Genomic DNA, 20,217 nt, shown 5'->3' with positions numbered 1-20,217 from the left:
CGTCGGAACGCGAACCGCGCCAGCGAATGCGAGGCGATCTGAGAGCCGACCTGATCCGAAATGCCACCAACGACGACACCGACCGAGGAATCGACGACTGACCCCCGCCGCGTGCCCGGAGCCGACCCGGCCCGGGCGATCGCGGCCACGCTCCAGAGCACGCTCGGCCCGAACGGGTTGGACAAGATGGTGATCGACCGAAGCGGAACCGTCGTCGTGACCAACACCGCCGCAACTGTGCTCGACGCCATCGAGATTGACGCACCCATCGGTCGCGTGGTGCGAGACGCCGTTCGGTCACACGCGCGCCGCGTTGGCGACGGAACCGCCACGACGGCGCTGCTCGTCGGCGAACTTCTTGACGCGGCGGAGGGCCTCATCGAGGAGGGGCTACATCCCGTGTCCGTCGTGGACGGGTACGGGCGAGCGATCGATCACGCGCGCGAGGCGCTCCGCGAACTCAGCGTGCCGGTCGACCCGGACGATCCGCGGGTGCGAGCGGCGGCGGCGACGGCCGTCACCGGCCGCTGGGACGAGGCCGCAGCGGAGCGGTTCGCGGATCTCAGCGTCGGAGCCCTGCGATCGGTCGAGTTCGACGCGGCGCGGCTCACGCTTCACGCGTACCCCGGCGGCGCGCTCGCGGACTCGGAGCGCATCGAGGGAATCCTCGTCGACGTCGACGAGTCGTCGACGACGGTCGACGACGTCGGGGCGCGCGGCCGCCGAACGCTCGCCGATCCGACGGTCGCGCTCGTCGACGGCGAGGTGACGCTCCCGCTGGACGGCGGCGACGGAACGGTGTCGGTCCGAGACGCCGACGGGCTCGCGACGATCCGCGATCACGAGCGGGCGGCCGGCCAGGCTATGGTCCGCTCGGTGACCGACCGCGACGTCGACGTACTCGTCTGTCAGCGGTCCGTCGACGACGCTCTTCGGACCGAGTTAATCGGCACCGGCGTGCTCCCGGTCGAGCGCACCCGGCGAGACGAGTTCGACGCGATCGCCCGTGCGGCCGGTGCGACACCGGTGACCGACGCGGCCGACCTGACCCGAGACGCGCTCGGCTCGGTCGGAGCGGTCCGACGCCGGTCCGTCGGCGGAGGTACCGCGGTGACGTTCACGGACCTCCCGGGTGAGTCGCACGAGTCGCTCCTCCTGCGCGGCGGGACTCCGCACGTCGCCGCCGAGACGAAGCGGATCGTGTCGGACTGCGTCGCCGTCGCGCGCCACGCCGCGGGCGGCGGCGGCGTGGTCCCCGGCGCCGGCGCGCCCATGATGGCCGTCTCCCGCGCGGTGGCCGAGGCGGCGGCCGGCGTCGACGACCGCGCGGCGCTCGCGCTCGACGCGTTCGCGGACGCGGTCACCGTGATCCCGCGGACCCTCGCGCGCAACGCGGGAGCGGACCCGATAGACGCGGTGACCGCGCTCCGCGCCCGCCACCACGACGGACGGGTGACGGCGGGGATCGACACGTCCGGCGCTGTCCGAGACGCGTTCGACGCCGGAGTCGTCGAACCGGTCGCCGTTCCCGCGCGGTGTCTGGAGACCGCCGTGCGGACCGCGAACCTGGTGTTGCGCGTGGACGAGACGCTCGCTGCGACGTCGAGCGGAGAGGGAGCGTCCGAGGGCGACCACCACGGACACGACCACGGAGACGGGGGCGGACGTGGGTCCGATAGCGGACACGGATCGGGCGGTGGACACGACCACGGCGGCTACCCGTGGGCGCTGAGCCACTGACCGCTCGTCGTCGCTCGCGGTCGGGGCGGTCACCCGACCGTGCGACGGGGTCGCACTCGGACGAATGTATAAAAGCACCCGGCCGCGCTCCCACCGCGTGAGCGAGACCGCATTCGCTAAGTGTCCCGATCTCCAATTCGGGGTATGCAGCACCGCGAACTCGGGAACTCCGGCGTCGACGTCTCTGAGATCGGCTTCGGCGCGTGGGTCGTCGGCACCGACTGGTGGGGCGACCGCTCGGACGAACAGGCGGTCGAGATGGTCGAGACGGCGCTCGACGCGGGTGTCACCTACCTCGACACCGGCGACGTCTACGGTCACGGCGACAGCGAGGAGATAATCGGGAGGGCGATCGACGGCCGCCGCGACGAGGTGACGCTGTCGACGAAGATCGGCTACGACTTCTACGACAACCCGCAGGCGGGCCACGGCGAACTGCCGAAGGAGCTGAACGAGGAGTACCTCACAGAGGCGTTCGAGCGCTCGCTCGACCGGCTCGACACCGACTACGTCGACGTGCTCCAACTCCACAACGCGAACGTCGACGAGGTCACTCCCGAGGTGCGCGACCTCCTCGCCGAGTGGAAGAGCGACGGGCGCGTCCGCGCGCTCGGCTGGGCGCTCGGCCCATCGATCGGCTGGCTCGCCGAGGGCGACGCCGCCGTCGAGTACGAGGAGTTCGACGCGGTCCAAACCGTGTTCAACCTCTTCGAACAGGAGCCCGGTCGTCACTTCGTCGACACCATCCGCGAGACCGGGTCGGACACCTCGGTCATCGCCCGCGTCCCGCACTCCTCCGGTCTGCTCAACGAGCAGGTGACCCCCGATACCGTCCTCGAAGACGGTGACCACCGCTCGCACCGACCGCAGGAGTGGTACGAGACGGGCTGGGAGAAGGTGGAGGCGATCCGCTTCCTCGAATCACCCGAGCACGCCGAGGGGACTCGGACGATGGCGCAGGCGGCGATCCGCTGGCTGCTCGCGCACGACGAGGTCGCGTCGGTGACGCCGACGTTCCGCGACGCCAACGACATCGCGGAATGGAGCGCCGCGAGCGACGTCCCGCCGCTCTCCGAGGCCGAGTACGAGCGCGTCGACGAACTGTACGCCCGGAACTTCGACATCGGCCGCGACGACGGAATGGACGTTCTCCGAACCTCCGTCGACGGCGAGGATATCGAGGCCGCCGGCCTCGACAAGCGCGCCGCGTCGTACTGAGCGAGGACCCACCCGTTTCGCGTCGAGAGCGCAAGACAACAGCCGGTTCGGTCCGGTTACGACTACTTTCACCGCGACCATCGCTCGACGTCCGTCCGTTCACGGAATATCTGAAACGACTATTATATTCATGCTGAACATGCCAAAAACATAAAACGAACGCCCCCGAGTGTTCAGGTACTAACATGAATCATCCCGGCCCCCCACGGTTCGTCGCCGTCGGCGACGTCGTCCAGTTGGCACCCCGAGACCCGGAGCCCGAAGCGACCTACCGGTGGACGGTCACGGACGCCCCGGCCGCGAGCGAAGCCGTCGTGGGCGACGAGCCCGTCGAAGACTTCGTTCCCGACGTGCCGGGCACGTACACCGTGACCCTCGAAGCGTCGGACGAGTCGTCGCTTACCGTCCGCGCGTTCCCTGCCGACCGACGACCGACCGGCGAGGGAGCCGGACCCGCACGGAGGAGTGGAGAGAGCGGGTACAGCGGAAACAGCGGATACAGCGGGCAAAGCGGCTCCGCGCGGTCGCTCGGAAGCGGGGGCGTCAGCGGATCCGGCTCCGGCGCGGGAGCGCTCGACGAGTCGGGCGAGCACCGTGGCGGTCGACCGCGGATCCGGCTCGACGCGCGGGTCACGGACGAAACTATCGTCGTCGAAGCGACGCCGAGCCCGCATCCCGACGCCGAGACAGACGCCGAGAACCTCGACGTCGAGTTCCTGTTGGACGACCGCGACGACGTGTCGCGGGCCGAGGCGACGGTCGACGGCCGCGAACTCAGGGTGCCGGTCGACGCCGTTCCGGACCGGGTTCGGGTCCACGCCGTCGCCGTCGACGCGAGTTACAGCGTGCCGGACGCGGTCAGCGTCGAGCGGTCCGGAGACGGTGACGAAGCGACGTTCTCGACGCGGCGCCTCAACGACCCCCCGAAGTGGGCGACCGACGCGACGATATACGAGGTGTACGTCCGCGGCTACACGTCCGACGACGACGACGCCGAGACGACGTTCGAAGCGCTCGAAGGGTGTCTCGACTATCTCGACGACCTCGGCGTCGACTGCCTGTGGCTCACGCCGGTCCTCCAACACGACGGCATGCCACACGGGTACAACATCGTCGACTTCTTCTCGATCGCCGACGACCTCGGGGACCGCGACGATTACGAGTCGTTCGTCGACGCGGCCCACGAGCGAGGGATGTCGGTGCTGTTCGACCTCGTGTTGAACCATTCCGCGCGCGACCATCCGCACTTCCAGTCGGCGTACGGGAACCCCGAGTCGCCGTACCGCGACTGGTACGAGTGGCAGGAGTCCGGTGAACCCGGGACGTACTTCGACTGGGAGCTGATCGCGAACTTCGATTTCACGACGCTCGACGTCCGTCGTCACCTGCTCGACGCGGTCGACACGTGGGCGGCGGTCGCCGACGGCTTCCGATGTGACATGGCGTGGGCGGTGCCCGAGTCGTTCTGGAAGGAGCTCAGAGACCGTGTCAAACGGGAGGACCCCGAGTTCCTCCTCTTGGACGAAACGATCCCGTACATCGCCGACTTCCACGGCGGCATGTTCGACGTCCACTTCGATACGACGCTCTACTTCATGCTCAGGCAGGTCGGCAACGGCCACGAGCCCGCCGAGTCGATCCTCGACGCCGTCGAGGGGCGGACGCGCTCCGGGTTTCCGGACCACGCCGCGTTCATGCTCTATCTCGAGAACCACGACGAGACGCGGTACATCGTCGAGTGCGGCGACGCCGCGGCGACAGCCGCCGCGGGCGCGCTGTTCACGCTCCCGGGAATTCCCATGCTGTACGGGGGCCAAGAGCTCGGGCAGCGGGGCAACCGCGACGCGCTCGCGTGGGACCACGCCCGCGACGACATCCGCTCGCAGTACGACGATCTGATAGGAGTCACGGAGGCGCGCCCAGCGCTCGGCCCGAGCGGCGACCTCGAACGGATCGACTACGAAGCCGACTCGGAAGCGGTCGTCGCGTTCGCTCGGGCGGGCGGGGAGAACCGGTACGTCGTCCTGCTCAACTTCGGCGAGGAGGCGGCGACCGTCGGGATCGATGAGACCGTCGATGCGACCGATCTCCTTTCCGAGGAGTCCCGTGCCAGCGAATCCGGGCTCACCGTCGAGGACGTCGCGGTGTTCGAAGCGGAAGGATAGCGCCGTGTTCCCTGTCCCTACCGGGGCAGACACTGCGTTGAGAAGTGGTGGCTCGGTGGAAAACCCTCATCACAAGGGGCTCAGTGGGGGTAACACGTCGTCACGGCCACCACAATCGACGTTACTCGCTGGGTCTTATAAACTCCTCGCGACGCCGGCGGCCGCGAGCCGGTTCGCGAGAACGCGCGGGTGGAGCTTACTCGCCGTCGCCGAACTGCGCGTCGTAGTCGTTCTGGATGTCGATCGTGGTCTGCCGGCTCAGGTCGATGAAGTCGTGGCCGTACCGGTCGTTGGTGATCTCGTCGCGAGTCCGGATCTCACCGAGGACCACGTCGCCGGGGAACGGCTGGCGGTTGTAGATCGCCTGCACTTCACCTGCCCGCTCAGCGCCGAGGTCCGCGAAGGCGACGTCGTACTTCGCTCGGCTAATGTCGTCGCGGGTGTACGCCGGATCCGAGGGGAGCGCGCCGAACTGCGCGTCGTAGGCGTTCTGCACCTCGATCGCGGCGTCGCGATCCAGGTCCGAGAACGAGACGTTGTACCGGGCCTCGCTCATCTCGTCGCGGGTGTCAATCTCGCCGGGAGCCGCGTCGCCGGCGAACGGCTGCCGGTTGTAGATCGCCTGCACCTCCCCGGACGTCTCGCTGCCGAGGTTCGCGAAGTCGACGCTGTACTTCGCCCGGCTGATGTCGTTACGGGTGAACGACGCGCTGTCGTCGATCGAGTCGTCCGCGTCGTCCGCCGACGTCGACCCGCCGCCGTAATCGCTCTCCACTGTGACCGAGGCGCCCTCCGCCGCCGTGACGTTGTAGGCGGTGCCGTTTTCGGTCCCGAGGGCGTCGACGCGCAGGTCGATGTCGGTCGTCCCGACGGCGTGACCGCGGATCGTGAGGGTCGCGATAGTGACGGTCCCGTTGTCGACGGTGTCCGTCAGCGCGGCCGTGACGTTCACAGAGTGCCCGTCGTCGACCAAGGTGATCTCGGTCGTCGCGTCGGACGCCCCGCCCGACGCGGAGGCGCCCCTAATCGTGGCGTGAGTCGGGTCCTCGACCGCGACACGGAACTCCTGTGCGCCGACGCCGCCGGACGCGTTCACGACCATCACGTCGTACGTCGTCGTCTCGCCGGCGTCGACCGTCGCGCTGGCGGCGTCGGGGGCGTCGGCGTCGATCGGCGCCCCGCTCGGAAGCAGTCGCACGGCGGTCGCGGGCGCGCGGGTCGACCGCGCGGCGGACTCGACGTCGATGACTCCGGTCACAGAGTCGTCCTCGGTGAACACGCCGTGGACATGCGACCCGGCGCCGAGATCGGTCGCGTTCACCTCGGTGAAGGTGACCGTCTCGCGGTCGTGGCCCGCGAGGGTCACCTCGCGGGCGGCCACCGTCCCGTCGTCGAGGCTCCCGTTGCCGTCGAGGTCCAGTTCGTACCTAACCGTCTGGGTCGCTTCCAGGTCGCCGTCGTTGGTGACCGAGACGGAGACGTTGAACGGCTCGCCCTCAGTGACGTTGTGAGACACGTTCAGCCTCGACACTCGGAACGCCGCCGGGTCCGGGTTCGGTTCGACGGCGATCGAGGCGCCGCGCACGTCGGTGACGTTGTACGGGTCGCCGGCCTCGGTGGCGAGTCCGTCGACGCGAAGTCCGACGTCGGTGGTCCCGGCAGCGTCGCCGCGGACCGTGACCGTCGCGACGACGACACTGCCGTTCTCCGCGATGTCCATCGGTCCGGCTGTCAGGTTCGCGGACGAGCCGTCGGCGGCTATCGAGACGCCGGCGGCCTCGTCGGACTGGTTCCCGCGGAGCGAGGCGTCGGTTATCGAGGCGACGCCCGGATCGCCGACGCTGACGACGGCGGCGTGGTCGCCGACGCCGCCGGACGCGTTCTCGACGACCACGTCGTACGTCGCCGTCTCGCCGACCCGAACCGTGGAGTCGCTCGGCCGGAGGTGGACCTGCGTCTCGGGAGCCGGGGCGGGATCGGCCTGCTGGACGAACGGGACGTCGAAGCCGCCGGTGGGGCCGACACCGGTGATGGCTCCGCCGACGCCGGCACCGCCGACCACCGCGACCGTCAGAAGGACGACGACGGCTTTCGTGGTCAGGGTCGCTGACGCGGCGCTCATCGGCTCGACACCTCCGTGAACAGCCGCCGCACGTCGACGGCGTCCACGGTGCCGTCGTCGTTGAAGTCGAACGCGTCCGGGTAGCGTCGGATCAGGTCGTCGTCTCGGTTCGCGAACAGGGCGTCGACGTCGTCGGTGTCGACGTCGCCGTCGCCGTCAACGTCCTCGTAGCGACCGTCCCCGTCAGGGTCGGTCGGTTGCCCCGAGCTGTCGCCGACCGTCTGCCCGCCGAAACAAACCGGGTCGCCGCCGCGGACGGGTTCGACCGCCCACGGGACGAACTCGACGTCGCCGTCGACCGCGTCGCCAGCCGGGTCCTCGATCGGGTTCGCCTCCGCCACGGGGCCGGTCGGGTCGCCCCAGAAGTTACAGGACGCGACGGCGGAGTGGTCCGACGCGTTTTGGACCCCGTACTCTTCGTTGCCTGCGATGTCGTTTCGCGAGAACTCGTAGACAGGGGTGGCGTCGCCGAAGTCGTCGGTCACGCCCGACAGCGCGATTCCGATCCGGTTGCCGGTGATCGTGTTCGCTCGAACCGCCCCGCTACAGGAGGTGAACTCGATCCCCGGCCCGGCGTTGTTTCGGATGTCGTTGCCGACGACCGTGGCCGAACCGAGGTCCGCCGGCGCGACGAGGCCGATCAGTCGGAGACCGAACCCGTCGTTGTCGGCGACGGTGTTGTCGACGAAAGTCCCTCCACCGGACTCGATTCCGGTGCCATTGTCCCTGACGGTGCTGCGTCTCAGCTCAGTGACGTGCCCCAGATCGGTGGACACCGCCGCGTCGCTGTTCCCGCTCAGGGTGCTTTCCGTTATCGACAGTCGGGCGCCCTCTCCGGGGCCGACGCCGACCTCGTTGTCGCTGATGACCGAGTCCCGGATCTCGATGCGCCCTTTCGGCCCGCCGCGAATCCCGACGGTGTTGTCCGTGACGGAGAGGTTCTCCAGTGCGAGCTCGCCGTTGGGTGAGCCGACGGCAGCGCCGGCGCCGAAGTTCGTTATCCGCAGGTCGCGCACGACTGCGCGCTCGTCGCGGCCGATGTCGAGCGAGAGGCCGATCCCCGAGCCGTCGCCGGAGAGCGTGTGACCGTTCCCGTCGAGCGTGACTCCCGGTCCGATGGTGAGACAGTCACCGTCCGTCTCGATGTCGTCGGTGAGGACGTACTCTCCCGGTTCGGTCAGCGACGCGCATCGGTCGACCTCCGTCGGCTCGGCGGCCGTCGTGGAGGCGGTGGACAATCCGAGCACCGTCCCCCCCACCACGAGACCGCCTTTCAGAAGTGCTGTTCGGCGCGATATCTCCCCGCCTGATTCAGTATCCATTACAGGAAGATATCGGCAGTAGTGTGAATTGTTATTAGCTCGCTTCCAGAAATAACAGAGTCTATAACAATGTCTCGCGTGAGCGAACGAACACGCAACACGATATGCCGTCGACGCTTTTCAGTCACGCCGGCGCGAGTCCCGAACACCTCGTCGACGCGGGTCCCGAACGCCCCGCCGTCGTGACGTCTACCGACACGCGAGCGAGATGAGCCGACCGTTCCTCGGACGGCGGCCGACGATGGGAGCGCGAGACCGATGACGGACGAGTACGAGGTCGTTCGCGGGCTTCCCGACGCCGACGCGCTGCTCGAACTGCTGAGCGAGGCGTTCGGGAACTGGGGCGACGAGGCGTTCCTACGCTGGAAGTACGACCGGCCGGGGATCGAGCCGGCGACAGGGTACCACGTCGTTCGGAACGGCGAACTCGCCGCCTTCCGGGGGATGTTCGAGCGCACCATCGAGGGGGCAAGCGGCGGCTACAACTGTCACGTCTGCGGCGATGCCTGCGTCGCCGAGAGCCACCGCGGCGAGGGGCTCTACTCGACGGTTCGCGACGCGACGGAGTCGGAGATTTCGGAGCGCGGTAGCGACTTCTGCGGAATCTTCACCCGAAAAGGCCACATCCCGTTCGAGGTCGGCCTCGACCGTGGGTGGAAGTACCGTACGCTTCCGCTCTACCTCCGGGTGCTCTCGCCCGCGGCCGTGATACCCCACTACGCGGGACTTGTCCTGGACGGAGACGGAACCGCGGCCGGTCTCCTCGACCGCTTTGGCGGGCGGGCCACGCTCAGGTCCGGCGGCGAGTCGCTCCGGCTCGACCGCCTGCTCGGCAAGCCGACGACCGAGGCAGGGTGGTCCGTTCCGGTCCCACTCCCCGAGTGGGCGATCACGGCCGCGGTCGAGGCGGCGGGGGCCGACTCGCTCCGCGACAGCGTCCGCCGTCGAATACCGTCCGGTCGACCGAAGCGAGGGAATTTCCCGGGCGTCGCCTCCGAGAACGCGGGCGACGCAGACGTCGACGTCCGGGTCGAGCGGTCGGCCGGGGCGGACCTCGTCGAATCGGTAACGTCACTGTACGACCGGGCGACGGCCGAGTACGAACTCGCCTTTCGCCGCGAGGCTGACGACCTCCGTCACTTGTTCGCCCACCCGCGACTGCTCGGCGTCGTCACGGCGAGGCGGGACGGCGCCGTCGTCGGTGCGGCGCCGGTCGCGCTCACCGAGACCGAGGACACGCTCGAAGCGTGGGTGCTCGACCTCGTCGCCGACGACGCGGCCGCCTTCGAGGCCCTGGTGACCGGCGTCGAGCGGGCCGCAATCGAGGGAGGCGCGGACATGGCGCTGCTGATCTCAGACGTCGACCCCGGGACAGCGTGGGCCAAGATCGACAAGCAGGTCATGATGTGGACGTCCTACGGGACGGACACGCGATCGCTCGAAACTGACTCGCTGTTCATGGGTCTCTACGACGTCGTCTGAAGTGCTCAGGAGGAAGTCGATGTGACCCCAAGAGACGGGACGCCAGCCGCCGAGCGAACGACTACTCCGACGACCCGGCCCGCGCTCGGAACCAGTCCCACGCCGGCAGCACCGTCTCCCTGAACGGTCGGTACTCATAGCCGAGCGCCTCGCGCGCCTTGGTGCTGTCGTAGAAGTGCGTGTCTGTCGCCAGCGTCGCCATCTCTGCGTTGAACGGGAACATTCGCCGACCGGTTCGGCGATTCACGATGCCCGCGACAGGGCCCGCCGCGCGGATCGCCGCCGCCGGGACCGTGATCCGGGGAGCAGACCCGCCGATCTCCGCGGCAATGACGTCGAGCGCCTCTCGATACCGGAGGTTCTCGCCCCCGAGGATGTAGTGTTCGCCCGGTTCTCCTCGTTGCATGGCCCGTACGATCCCGTCCGCGACATCCGCGACCCCGACGAAACTCGCGCCACCGGGCGGGTGCGCGAACAGTTTCGGGTCGCTTGCGAGCGCGAAGAACCGCGCCGTGAAGCTCTCGTCTCCCGGCCCGAAGATCGACGTCGGGTGAACGGTGACCGCGTCGAGGCCGCGGCCGGTCGCCGCGTCCACGATCCGTTCGGCCGCCGCCTTCGACTGCTGATAGGCGCCGACGGGGGTCGCCATGTCGCGCTCGTCGGCGACGCCCTCGGCTCGGCGCGTCCCCGCCGTGCTGGTGAAGACGAGCCGCTCGACGTCAGCGTCGAGACACGCCTCGACGACGTTTCGCGTGCCGATCTCGTTGACGGCCCGGACGGTTCGCTCGTCGGAGCTCTGTAAGCCGGTCCCCGCGAGGTGGTACACCGCGTCGTGTCCCTCGACGACCTCGCGGACGGCGTCCTCGTCGAGGACGTCCAGGCGCTCCCATCGAACGGCGCCCGATTCCTCGCTCTCGTCCGGCGGCGGCGAGCTGTGCCGGGTCGCGGTGACGGCACCCTCCTCGTCTGCGAGCCGGTCGAGGAGGTGCGAGCCGAGGAACCCGCTCGCGCCGGTCACGAGCGCGTCGGCGTCGGCGGTCATCGGTCCATCAGCTGCGGTGGCAGCCGGTCCCCCGTGGCGCGGGCGTACAGTCGATACCCCGACTTCATGAGCGGCGACGGCGACCCATCTCGGACCGGCTCGTCGGGGAGCTCGTCGGCCAGTTCGTGGACATCGATGCCGCGAACCCGAGCCGGTCGGTCGACGTTGGCGGCGCCCGCCGGGAGCGCGGCTCGGTCCAGGCCTAACAGGTACGCCGCGACGCGTTCGATCTCCAGCGGAGCCGCGCTCGCGAGCACCGTTCGCGTCCGCCGCGGCGCCCCGACGTACGAGTAGGTCGCGTCCAGCATCGCACCGATCGGGTCCGCTGCCGCGGCGAAGGAGTCCACTTCGAACTCGGTCGGGTCCCGGCCCAGCGCGGCCGCCGCGAGGCGGTCGACGCAGCCGGCGAGCGTCGGCTCCGCGCGTCGGCGAAGCGTCGGCACGACGAACGAGTTGTCGAACAGCCGCTCCGGCGCCGTCACGACCGTCTCTTGGTCGTCGACGGAGACCGTCCGACTCACCTGCGGGCCGGCGTCGGGATCGAAGTACTCGACGTCGGCACGGTCGACGAGCCGGTCGTAGCCGAGGAATGTCGCGCATGACGCGTCGTCGGACCACCCGGTCGCGGCGCGGGCGATCTCGACCCCGTCAACATCCGCGACCGAATCGAGCAGATGGTCGACGAGGGCGGAGATCACGTCCGGGTTCGTCACCGTCCCCGTGCTCGGGTGGTACGGGTAGTGGAGGTCCGGGACGAGCACGACCGTCCCCGCGAACGTCGCGTTGGCGTCCGCCAGTACCTCGGCGACGCCCTCGGCGATCGCGTCGGGCGCAGTGCTCTGAAGCCGCGTGCCGTGGACGGACGTCATCGCGTCACCTCGAGCGGCTCCTCGATTCCCTCGGCCATCCGGTACGCCTCCGTCACGAGTTCGACGGCTCGCGCGCCGTCGGCACCGGTGACGGGTGGCTCGCGTCCCTCTTTCACGGCCGCGAGGAACGCGGTCAGCGCGCGGTAGTGCGCCTGGTAGAAGTACGTCGGCTTGAATATCTCCGGACGACGGCCGCGAACCCGGTTCCCGACGTTCTCCAGTGCGGATCGAGCCGCGTGGCTCATGAAGTTCGACGGCATGAACTCCTCGCTCGAGAGGGAGTCCGCAACCCCGTCGAGCCGCATTCCGCCGGTGACGTTCGGCGGGTCTTCCCACTGGAAGAAGCCGCAGGACAGCGTCGCCGTCGTCCCCGACTCGGTCGAGACCACGATGGTCGCGGCGTCCTCGTACGGGAGCTCCAGCGTCCGGTCGAGGCTCGCGTGCTCGACCGACGGGTCGCCGAAGAACCACTCAAGCACGTCGAACAAGTGGACGCCAAGGTCAAGGAGCGCGCCCCCGCCCGTCGCCTCCGGGTCCAACTGCCAGCTCGCGGGCGCCTCCCCCGCCGGGGGAGCCGAGAACGGGCCGTTGTTGAACCGCCAGATGGAGCAGGTCGGCACGTGGCCGATCGATCCCTCGTCGTACCGCTCCTTGACTCGGCGGACCTCTGGCCGGTACCGGCTCGTGTGGTCGACGCCGAGTGAGACGCCGGCCCGATCGGCCGCGCTCAGCATCGCCTCAGCCTCGTCCGGGTCGCGCGCGAAGGGCTTCTCGACGAACACGTGGCACCCCGACTCGGCGGCCGCGATGGTCGCCTCCGCGTGCAGGAACGGGGGCAGCGCGACGACGACGACGTCCGGGTCACCGGTTGCGAGCAGGTTCTCGTACTCCTCGTACGCACTGTCCGCGCCGAGCGCGAGCGCCCGCTCGCGGTTCTCGTCGACGATGTCAGCGACGAGAACGCGGTCGACGTCGTCGCACGCCAGTGCCGTCTGGAGGTGGACGGTGCCGATGTTTCCGACGCCGAAGAGCCCCACGTCGACGGTGTCTGTCATTGGCCGCCCTTCGACGCCGGTTTCGACGGCGATCCGTCGTCTGGACTCATGGTGTCCGGAGAGGTGCTTCGGCTCGTCTCGCGGCGAACGGCATCTGACCGTCGCGGACCGTCGTCGAGAGTGCCAGAGTCGTCGTGGCTCCCGACCGAATCGCCGCGTGGCCTGTGTGGAATCATCTGTCGAGGCGTACCGATCGTACCGGTTTTGCTATGCGGTGCCTGCGAGGGGGCGCGCGATCCGTGATTCGGTTATCTCGCCGCTAACGACGACCGAAGGGAGCGACTCACACCGACGAGAGCACGGACCCGCGGCGGCGGTACAGGTCATCGTTCTCTCGAACCGCGGTGTCGACCGAGCCGGTGGCGGCGGTCCGTTCGACGACGTCGACGAGCAGCGCCGTCAGGTTGCACTTGTCCGAGAGGAACTCCCTCCGTCTGCGTTCCCACGTCGCCGCCGTGTCGTCGCTCGCGAGCAGTGTCTCGGCCGTGGAGACGACGTCGTCGAACTCGGCGAAGTTGTAGACGAGGCCGGCCTGTTCCAGTGCCTTGAAATTCCCCATATCGTCGTCGCCAACGAAGGAGTTCGAGCGGATGCCTGGCGTGCCGAGGAGGGCGGCCTCGGTGATCATCGTCTGCGTGTCGGCGATGAGCAGCTCTGCCTCCGCCAGCGCCTCGTGCATCAGCGCCGGGTGCGCGTCGTACGGCTCGGCGGCGGTCGCGTCGAAGTCGAGCGCGCCTGTCTCATCGGAGACGAACACCCTCGCGTGCTCGTCGAGTCGGTCGATCAGCGCCTCCTTCTGGTCTGGCGTGAATCCTCGTCGGCCGACGTCGTGGTGACCGTTGAACGCGTTGAAGCGAACGAGGACGAAGGGGTCGTCGCCGACGCCCAGCTCCGCCCGGATCGTCCCGGTGCTCTCGTACACGTCCGGATGGAGGTACGCCGTCTCCTTGAGGCCGGAGAATGCGTAGTGTTTCCGCCCGAGGTTCCGCGTGAACGCGTCAGGCGTGAGGAACGCCTCGACGAACGGAGACATGGCGACGTGCCGCCACGCCATCGGCTCGGAGTCGGTGACCGAGATCGCCGGCGTGCCCGAGACCGCACCGGCGAACGCCGAGTAGATCCCCATCCCGAAGATGAGGTCGAGATCCTCTTTCTGGACGATCTGGTAGATGTTCCGCAGGTGGCTCGGGAGTTGGAGGAACAGGTTCCGCTTCGTCTCGTCGCGGGTGGCGTACCGATAGTGGTTGATGCCGAAATACTCCAAGAGGTCGAGCGTACACCCGTCGTCGCGGGCGAACACGACAGTTTCGTGGCCTCGTTCTTCCAGTTCCGCTATCGTGTTGCGGTACAGGTGGACGTGCGCGGGCGTATTGGTGAAGATGCCGACTCGCATACTGGTTGGGGTCGCTACGGCGGGTTCGGGTTTAGTTACGGAGAATCTACCGACCACGGAGGGGGCCTCGCGTCGCGACGGACGGGGCGGCTCGCAGAGAGCCGGGGCGGTGTGCCCTCCCGCCGGCCGACCGGATCGCGTCCCCGATGAGTCGGCGTCCGTCAGCAGTCCGTGCGGTCGTCTCCGTCGCGGTAGGCGCGGTATAACAAAGCTCGCAGGTCAGTTGGTACCGGTAATGAAGCGACGAGCCCTCCTCGGATCCCTCGCGCTTGGTTGCGGCACGCTCGCCGGTTGTGGCGGGCGAGATGACTCGAACGATCCGTCGGGAACCAAGTCGGGAGCGCAGCCGAACGCGGGGTCGGACGGAGACCAGACGGAGTGGGAGACGCTGCAGAGTCGATTCGGCTTCGAAGAGCGAGTGAACGCCGTCGACGACCTCGGCTGGGATCCGAACGGACTGTTCCCCGTCGAGGAGTCGCTCGTCGAGAGCTTCGACCGGAAGGTCCTCGTGGAGGTGCCGCCGGGAGAGTACAAGCTCGACCAGCCCATCGTGGGCCACTCGGTCACAAACTGGGGGCTGCGGGGAATCGGCGAGGAGCGAACGGACGTGCGATTCACGACCAACGAAGGCAACCGCATCGATGTTCAGCTGCTGTCAGGACATGACATTCTTCTTGAGAATTTTACCTTCGATCAGGGATATCAGTTCGATCGTGCAATGGGGACGACATTTTTGATCGAAGATAACCTCTATATACATAATATAGAAAAAATGGGTTCAAATCCGACGGAGAATCCAAACAACGTCAGCGCGCTCGCGCTGAACGTCACCGACCCCGACGGGGCCGCCGTCGTGGACACGTTCGTTCGAACCGGGCCACAGGAGTTCCTCCCGTACCCGCGGAACGAGTTGTGCGTCTTTTCGGGGCGAGGCCACCTCGGGACGGTCACGTACCGAGACCTCGAGATCCACAACGCCGGGGAGAACGGTGTCTACGCGTCGAAGTGTTCCGGAGACGTCCACGTCGAAGGCGGGTTCTACAAGAACAACCGAAACGATGGCATCCGCATCTCCGGAGAGGGGTCGTACATCAGCGGCGCGACCGTCGTCATCGACTCCGACGACTTTCACCCGGAGAACCGCGGCGTCGAGGGAAACATGCGCGGAATCCGGATGCAGTCCGGCGACAAGGGCTTGACCGGCGGCATCATCGAAGACACGACACTCACGCTTCGCTCGACCTTCCGAACGCAGTCGCTGGTACACGTCGCGCACAATCAGGGCGGGATGGTGTTGCGCGACTCGGAGCTAGAAAACTGGACGGAGTACTTCTCGTTCCGAGCGATATCGCCGTCCGACCACGTCGAGACGCCGTGGGGGGTCACGCTGGAGAACGTTCAGATAACGGAGCACGGGACGCTGGGGTCGGCGCTCAAAATAGACGGTCGTCCGAACTCGACGCTCCGAGACGTGACCGTCGAGACGCCTCGGGAGGTCGGTCTGCGTCACGGGATCACGGTCGCCGACAGCCCCGGGACCGTCTTCGAAGACGTGACGGTCGAGACGAACGGGATCCCACTCACAATCGAACGGCCCTCGACATCGCCGGAGGAGTACGCCATCGAATTTCGGGGCGCGAACCAATTCAGCACGCGCGGGAACGTCGGTCTGGACGGCTCGCGCGAACTGTCGGTCAACGACGACCGAACGGTGTTTCCGTTCCGGGGGGTCGACGAGGATGTGAGTGCGCTCCTCGTGACCGGGATGGAGAACGATCGGCTCAGCGTTCGCCGGGTGCGCAGGTGATCTGCTCCCGCGCCGAGATCGGGGGCGTACATCCCGTTTCGACCTCCCGATCCTGGCGCGCGCAGATCTCCCAGCAATATTGTAATTTCAATGAACAATGGCCCCTATCTACCGTCTCAAATGATTTGATTAGTAGTTGATAGTATAAATAGATAATTCGGCCCGAATCCACACAGTGAACTGTTAATCACTGCTTAATAGCGCTAAAACGCCGGTTTCCGGAGGAGTAATAACATTCACCAAGTACTGAAATTCATTATAGAAATAATGTACTTTCGAGAGAGTCACACATCATTATATATATCAGCTAAGAAACAGTTAATAGTAGTAATCAAGGATTAACAGATGCAATGGATTCGAAAGCGCATCATAACGAGTGCGAAAACGAGACGGAACAGCACACGGGCTGTTCGGAGGGCGGACTGCTCAATCGACGCAAATACCTCATGCTCAGTGCGGCGGCGGTCGGGGCTGTTGGCACGGGTGCGAGCACGACGACCGCTGCGACGACGGGAGCTGCGGAGCGCAACGGGATCACGTTCGACCGCGTCGTCAACGCGACGACCGACCTCGGTATTTCCGACGGCGATGAGGTGGACGCCGCTCTCGGTGCGGCCGCAAACGAAGGCGGGACGCTCGTGCAGTTCCCGCCGGGGGAATACCTCGTCCGAAATTCGATAAGCCTGGAAGCGGACAACTTCGGGATCGAAAGCACAACCGGAAATCGGGAGGACGTCGTGTTCAAACCCGTGTCGGGGATCCATCCCATCATGTTCCACCCGGACCCCGGTCACAGAGGGTTTTACGTCGGGTCTATCACGCTTGACCGTCGCGACGAGTGGGATAGTTCGCTGACGCTCGCCCGCGGGAACTTCGCAGACAAGCTATACGTAACCGACCTCCTCGTCAACGGATGGGCGCCGGACGGGGGCGAACAGCTGCTTATATTCAATATTACTGACCCGGACGGGTCCGCTCTCGTCGACGGCGTGACTCGACGGGGGCCGAGTCAGTTCCCCGCATATCCGGGTACCACCATCACGATCTGGAACGGACGGAATACGGTTGGAGACGTAACGTACCGGAATCTCGAGATCCACAACGCTACTGAATCCGGGCTCTATGCCGGGAAAACGAAAGGAAAAGTCCGTGTCGAGGACAGTTACTTCAAGAACTGCGCTCACTCGGCCGTCCGTGTGACCGGGAACGACTCCTGGGTCAAGAACACTACCGTCGTGATGGATATCGACGACCTCCACCCGGACGCGATGACGATCGATCCAGAGGGAATCGAACTGAATCGAGGGATATGGGCCCAGAGCGCTGACCTCGAACGGGGTGGCCCGCTCATCGAGGATTGTGAGATCATCATCAACAACGCCGGCGACGGGATCGCCGGGATCCTCAACCATGGTGACACCGGCGGGATAGAGCTTCGCAACACCCGTATCGAGTGCAACCAGGACGACATCCGTCCGGTCCTCATCCAGGATGAGTCGACGAGCAAGGCGGGGACACCCTACGAAGCGCTGCTTGACGGCGTATCGGTCACGGGTTCGGGAAGCGGAAAGCCCGCGATCGAGATCCAAGACCGCGACGGAACGACGATCAGAAACAGCTGTGTCCAGATGCCGAACACCGACGGGATCAAATTCAATGGCACGTCAGGCGCGACGATAGAGGACACGAACGTGAACGTCGGCGGGCGAGCGACCATCTTCGACAACGCCGACGTCACGACGACGAACCTCACGTCCAGTGAGAGCTGTCCCGTCCCGCAACCGGACTCCTGGCAGGACGGTACGTCGACCTCGGACGACGACGGTTCGGACACCACCGACGACTCGGGGACCACCGACGACTCGGGGACCACCGACGGGTCGGGAGACGACGCCGACACGACGGACCCTGTGACGAGCGGGAACCGTATCGTCATCGCACAGATGCGCAAGGGCGAGGTGGTCAGATACGAGATGACCGCGAGCGGCGGCCTGACATCTGGCGAGTACGCGGGCGAAGAGCCCGACGGCAACACGGTGAGCGGTCGCGTCGGCAAGAGTCGCGGCGTCGACGACTTCTACCTCGATGGCTACGTCACCGACTTCAGCGGTGGCAGCTTCGACTACGCCAACGTCTACTTCGCTGACGAGGGTGTCTCCCTCGACGTCGACAACTACGTTCTCCAGAACCCGGAGGACCTTCGGGAAGTCGACCCAGCGGTGCTCGGTCAAAACGTCATCACCGTCGAGTCCGGCGGGGATCAGGCGACCGAGTTCGAGTTCTCCGTCTCGGGCGACGTGGAAGCCGGCGCGACCGCCGGCGACGCCGCCGTCGTCGACGGCAGTGCGAGCGGGTCCACGACGGATCTCTCGGCCTTCCACTTCACCGGCTCCGTCGAGAACGTCGCCGTCACCGACCCCGACACCGCCACCGTCACCGTCAACGGCACCGTTCTCCCCGCCGACGACCTCTCGACCATCGGCGAGTCCGCGGACGATTCCGAGGCGGGCAAGAACCGGATCGTCGTCGCACAGGTTCGCGAGGGCGAGGTCGTGAGGTACGAACTGACCGCGAGCGACGGGCTCACGTCCGGTGAGTACGCCGGCGAGGAACCCGACGGCAACACGGTGAGCGGTCGCGTCGGCAGCCTCCGGGGCGTCGACGACTTCTACCTCGACGGCTACGTCACCGACTTCAGCGGTGGCAGCTTCGACTACGCCAACGTCTACTTCGCCGACGACGGCGTCGACGTCGACGTCGACAACTACGTCCTCCAGAACCCGGAGGACCTCCGAGAGGTTGACCCGGCGGTGCTCGCCGAGAACGTCATCACCGTTGAATCGGACGACGGTCGCGACAGCGGGTTCGAGTTCGACGTCTCGGGCGACGTGGAACCCGGCGCGACCGGCGACGGTGCCACCGTCACCGACGGCACCGTCAACGGTTCCACCGGCGACCTCGCGGCGTTCCACTTCACCGGCTCCGCTGAGAACATCGCCGTCACCGACCCCGACACCGCCACCGTCACCGTCAACGGCACCACCCTCGGCGACGACGAGGTGTCGATCCTCGGGGGAGACCTGCCCAACACGCTCAGCTTCGTCGGAACCGGGAACGCGACGAGCTACAGCTTCACCGTTTCGGGGGATATCGAGGCCGAGAGCAGTCCGAACGGCGACATCGCCGACAACATCTCCAGTTCGAGCGCCGAGGGGGCGATCGAGACCGGAACGCACGTGTACGACTTCTCGGGAGAGCTCACCGACCTCACGGTCGCGGGCGACATCGAGGTGTACCTCAACGGCGAACCGGTCAACAACGACTCCTCGGAGCGCCACCTCATCGTCTTCGACGGATCGAACAACGACGAGGTCAGCTCGTACAAGTTCGTAGTGTCCGGCTCGATCGAGTCGAGCGCGGAATACACCATCGCGGCGGACGGCGATTGGGACGCGCTCAAGTCGAAGGTTGATACGGACTCCGCCGTCGGCCTCGTTCACAAGGGGAAAGACGGGTACTGGTTCACCGGTCACATCGAGGAGCTAGAACTCCGGGGATCGGCCGTCGCAACGTTCGAAACGATCGAGTGAGGGCCAGCGCGTGCGTGACCGCGAGTAGGGGTCCCCTCGCTAGTGACTGCCGGTAGCAGCTCTCGTTGCAACCGGTGGTATCGCGAAGCGGTTGTGGCCGCTGCAAGGGCCATTTGAACGACACTTCCGCTTTTTTATCGACTTGAAGCAACCCCTCACCTAGTCGAGCCCCGGAAACGATTGCTACGTGGTGAAGAGGATGCGAGATGAGTCGAAACGACCAGCACTTGCGCCACCGGAAGGAGCAGCATAACAAAAATAATACGGCCTTATGAACGGATATGGGGCGAACGGGATCAGTCGCAGCGAACGAAGACACTTCTCACAGACCCTGCTCTGACGACGATATCGTCGACAGCGTGTGGCGAGTAAAGCAATGCGAAACGCGTAGCGTCGCGGCTCGCTGCGCGGG

The 20,217-nt window shown here is 66.8% G+C and carries 12 protein-coding genes; 6 read left to right on the top strand and 6 right to left on the bottom strand.

Annotation, left to right across the window (positions count from 1 at the left end):
• The first annotated feature begins 60 nt into the window (after window positions 1–60).
• The 3 genes from ACNS84_RS07940 to malA all read left to right on the top strand — a co-directional run bounded on the left by ACNS84_RS07940 (window position 61) and on the right by malA (window position 5,123).
• Entirely contained in the window at window positions 61–1,740 is a 1,680-nt protein-coding gene (locus ACNS84_RS07940) for a TCP-1/cpn60 chaperonin family protein (RefSeq protein WP_435074306.1), read from the top strand.
• A gap of 144 nt (window positions 1,741–1,884) precedes the next feature.
• Window positions 1,885–2,958 (top strand): aldo/keto reductase, encoded by a 1,074-nt coding sequence (locus ACNS84_RS07935; protein ID WP_435074305.1) that lies wholly within the window; start codon window positions 1,885–1,887, stop codon window positions 2,956–2,958.
• A gap of 185 nt (window positions 2,959–3,143) precedes the next feature.
• Window positions 3,144–5,123, top strand: a complete 1,980-nt coding sequence (malA, locus tag ACNS84_RS07930) for an alpha-amylase MalA (RefSeq protein ID WP_435074304.1) — start codon at window positions 3,144–3,146, stop codon at window positions 5,121–5,123.
• A gap of 196 nt (window positions 5,124–5,319) precedes the next feature.
• On the opposite strand, the gene ACNS84_RS07925 is transcribed toward malA, so the two are convergent.
• Together ACNS84_RS07925 and ACNS84_RS07920 are read right to left on the bottom strand one after the other, a co-directional pair.
• The gene (locus ACNS84_RS07925) at window positions 5,320–7,245 is read right to left on the bottom strand and encodes a COG1361 family protein (RefSeq protein WP_435074303.1); all 1,926 of its coding nucleotides are present in this window, start codon (window positions 7,243–7,245) and stop codon (window positions 5,320–5,322) included.
• Window positions 7,242–8,567: a right-handed parallel beta-helix repeat-containing protein gene (locus ACNS84_RS07920; RefSeq protein WP_435074302.1), complete on the bottom strand. Its 1,326-nt coding sequence runs from the start codon at window positions 8,565–8,567 to the stop codon at window positions 7,242–7,244. The genes ACNS84_RS07925 and ACNS84_RS07920 overlap by 4 nt, the downstream gene beginning before the upstream one ends.
• Before the next feature lie 258 nt (window positions 8,568–8,825).
• On the opposite strand from ACNS84_RS07920, the gene ACNS84_RS07915 reads away from it, so the two are divergent.
• Window positions 8,826–10,049 (top strand): hypothetical protein, encoded by a 1,224-nt coding sequence (locus tag ACNS84_RS07915; protein ID WP_435074301.1) that lies wholly within the window; start codon window positions 8,826–8,828, stop codon window positions 10,047–10,049.
• A 61-nt stretch (window positions 10,050–10,110) separates the two neighbouring features.
• Here ACNS84_RS07915 and ACNS84_RS07910 read toward each other — a convergent pair whose 3' ends face one another.
• The 4 genes from ACNS84_RS07910 to ACNS84_RS07895 form a co-directional block, all read right to left on the bottom strand.
• Complete coding sequence (locus ACNS84_RS07910) at window positions 10,111–11,091, bottom strand: NAD-dependent epimerase/dehydratase family protein (RefSeq protein WP_435074300.1); 981 nt, start codon at window positions 11,089–11,091, stop codon at window positions 10,111–10,113.
• The gene (locus tag ACNS84_RS07905) at window positions 11,088–11,960 is read right to left on the bottom strand and encodes a DUF362 domain-containing protein (RefSeq protein WP_435074299.1); all 873 of its coding nucleotides are present in this window, start codon (window positions 11,958–11,960) and stop codon (window positions 11,088–11,090) included. Before ACNS84_RS07905 ends, ACNS84_RS07910 begins: the two co-directional genes overlap by 4 nt.
• Window positions 11,957–13,015 (bottom strand): Gfo/Idh/MocA family protein, encoded by a 1,059-nt coding sequence (locus tag ACNS84_RS07900; protein WP_435074298.1) that lies wholly within the window; start codon window positions 13,013–13,015, stop codon window positions 11,957–11,959. The genes ACNS84_RS07905 and ACNS84_RS07900 overlap by 4 nt, the downstream gene beginning before the upstream one ends.
• Window positions 13,016–13,298: 283 nt before the next feature.
• Window positions 13,299–14,408: a DUF354 domain-containing protein gene (locus tag ACNS84_RS07895; RefSeq protein WP_435074297.1), complete on the bottom strand. Its 1,110-nt coding sequence runs from the start codon at window positions 14,406–14,408 to the stop codon at window positions 13,299–13,301.
• A gap of 235 nt (window positions 14,409–14,643) precedes the next feature.
• Between ACNS84_RS07895 and ACNS84_RS07890 the strand changes: the two genes are divergently transcribed.
• Window positions 14,644–16,215, top strand: a complete 1,572-nt coding sequence (locus tag ACNS84_RS07890; protein WP_435074296.1) for a hypothetical protein — start codon at window positions 14,644–14,646, stop codon at window positions 16,213–16,215.
• 350 nt (window positions 16,216–16,565) lie between these two features.
• Window positions 16,566–19,805, top strand: a complete 3,240-nt coding sequence (locus ACNS84_RS07885; protein WP_435074295.1) for a hypothetical protein — start codon at window positions 16,566–16,568, stop codon at window positions 19,803–19,805.
• Window positions 19,806–20,217 lie beyond the last annotated feature (412 nt).

Origin of the sequence: Halorubrum wangae (assembly GCF_051194135.1) — an archaeon.
GTDB lineage: Archaea > Halobacteriota > Halobacteria > Halobacteriales > Haloferacaceae > Halorubrum.
The sequence above is the reverse complement of the archived record's forward strand: the minus strand, read 5'-3'. Positions and strand labels throughout refer to the sequence as shown.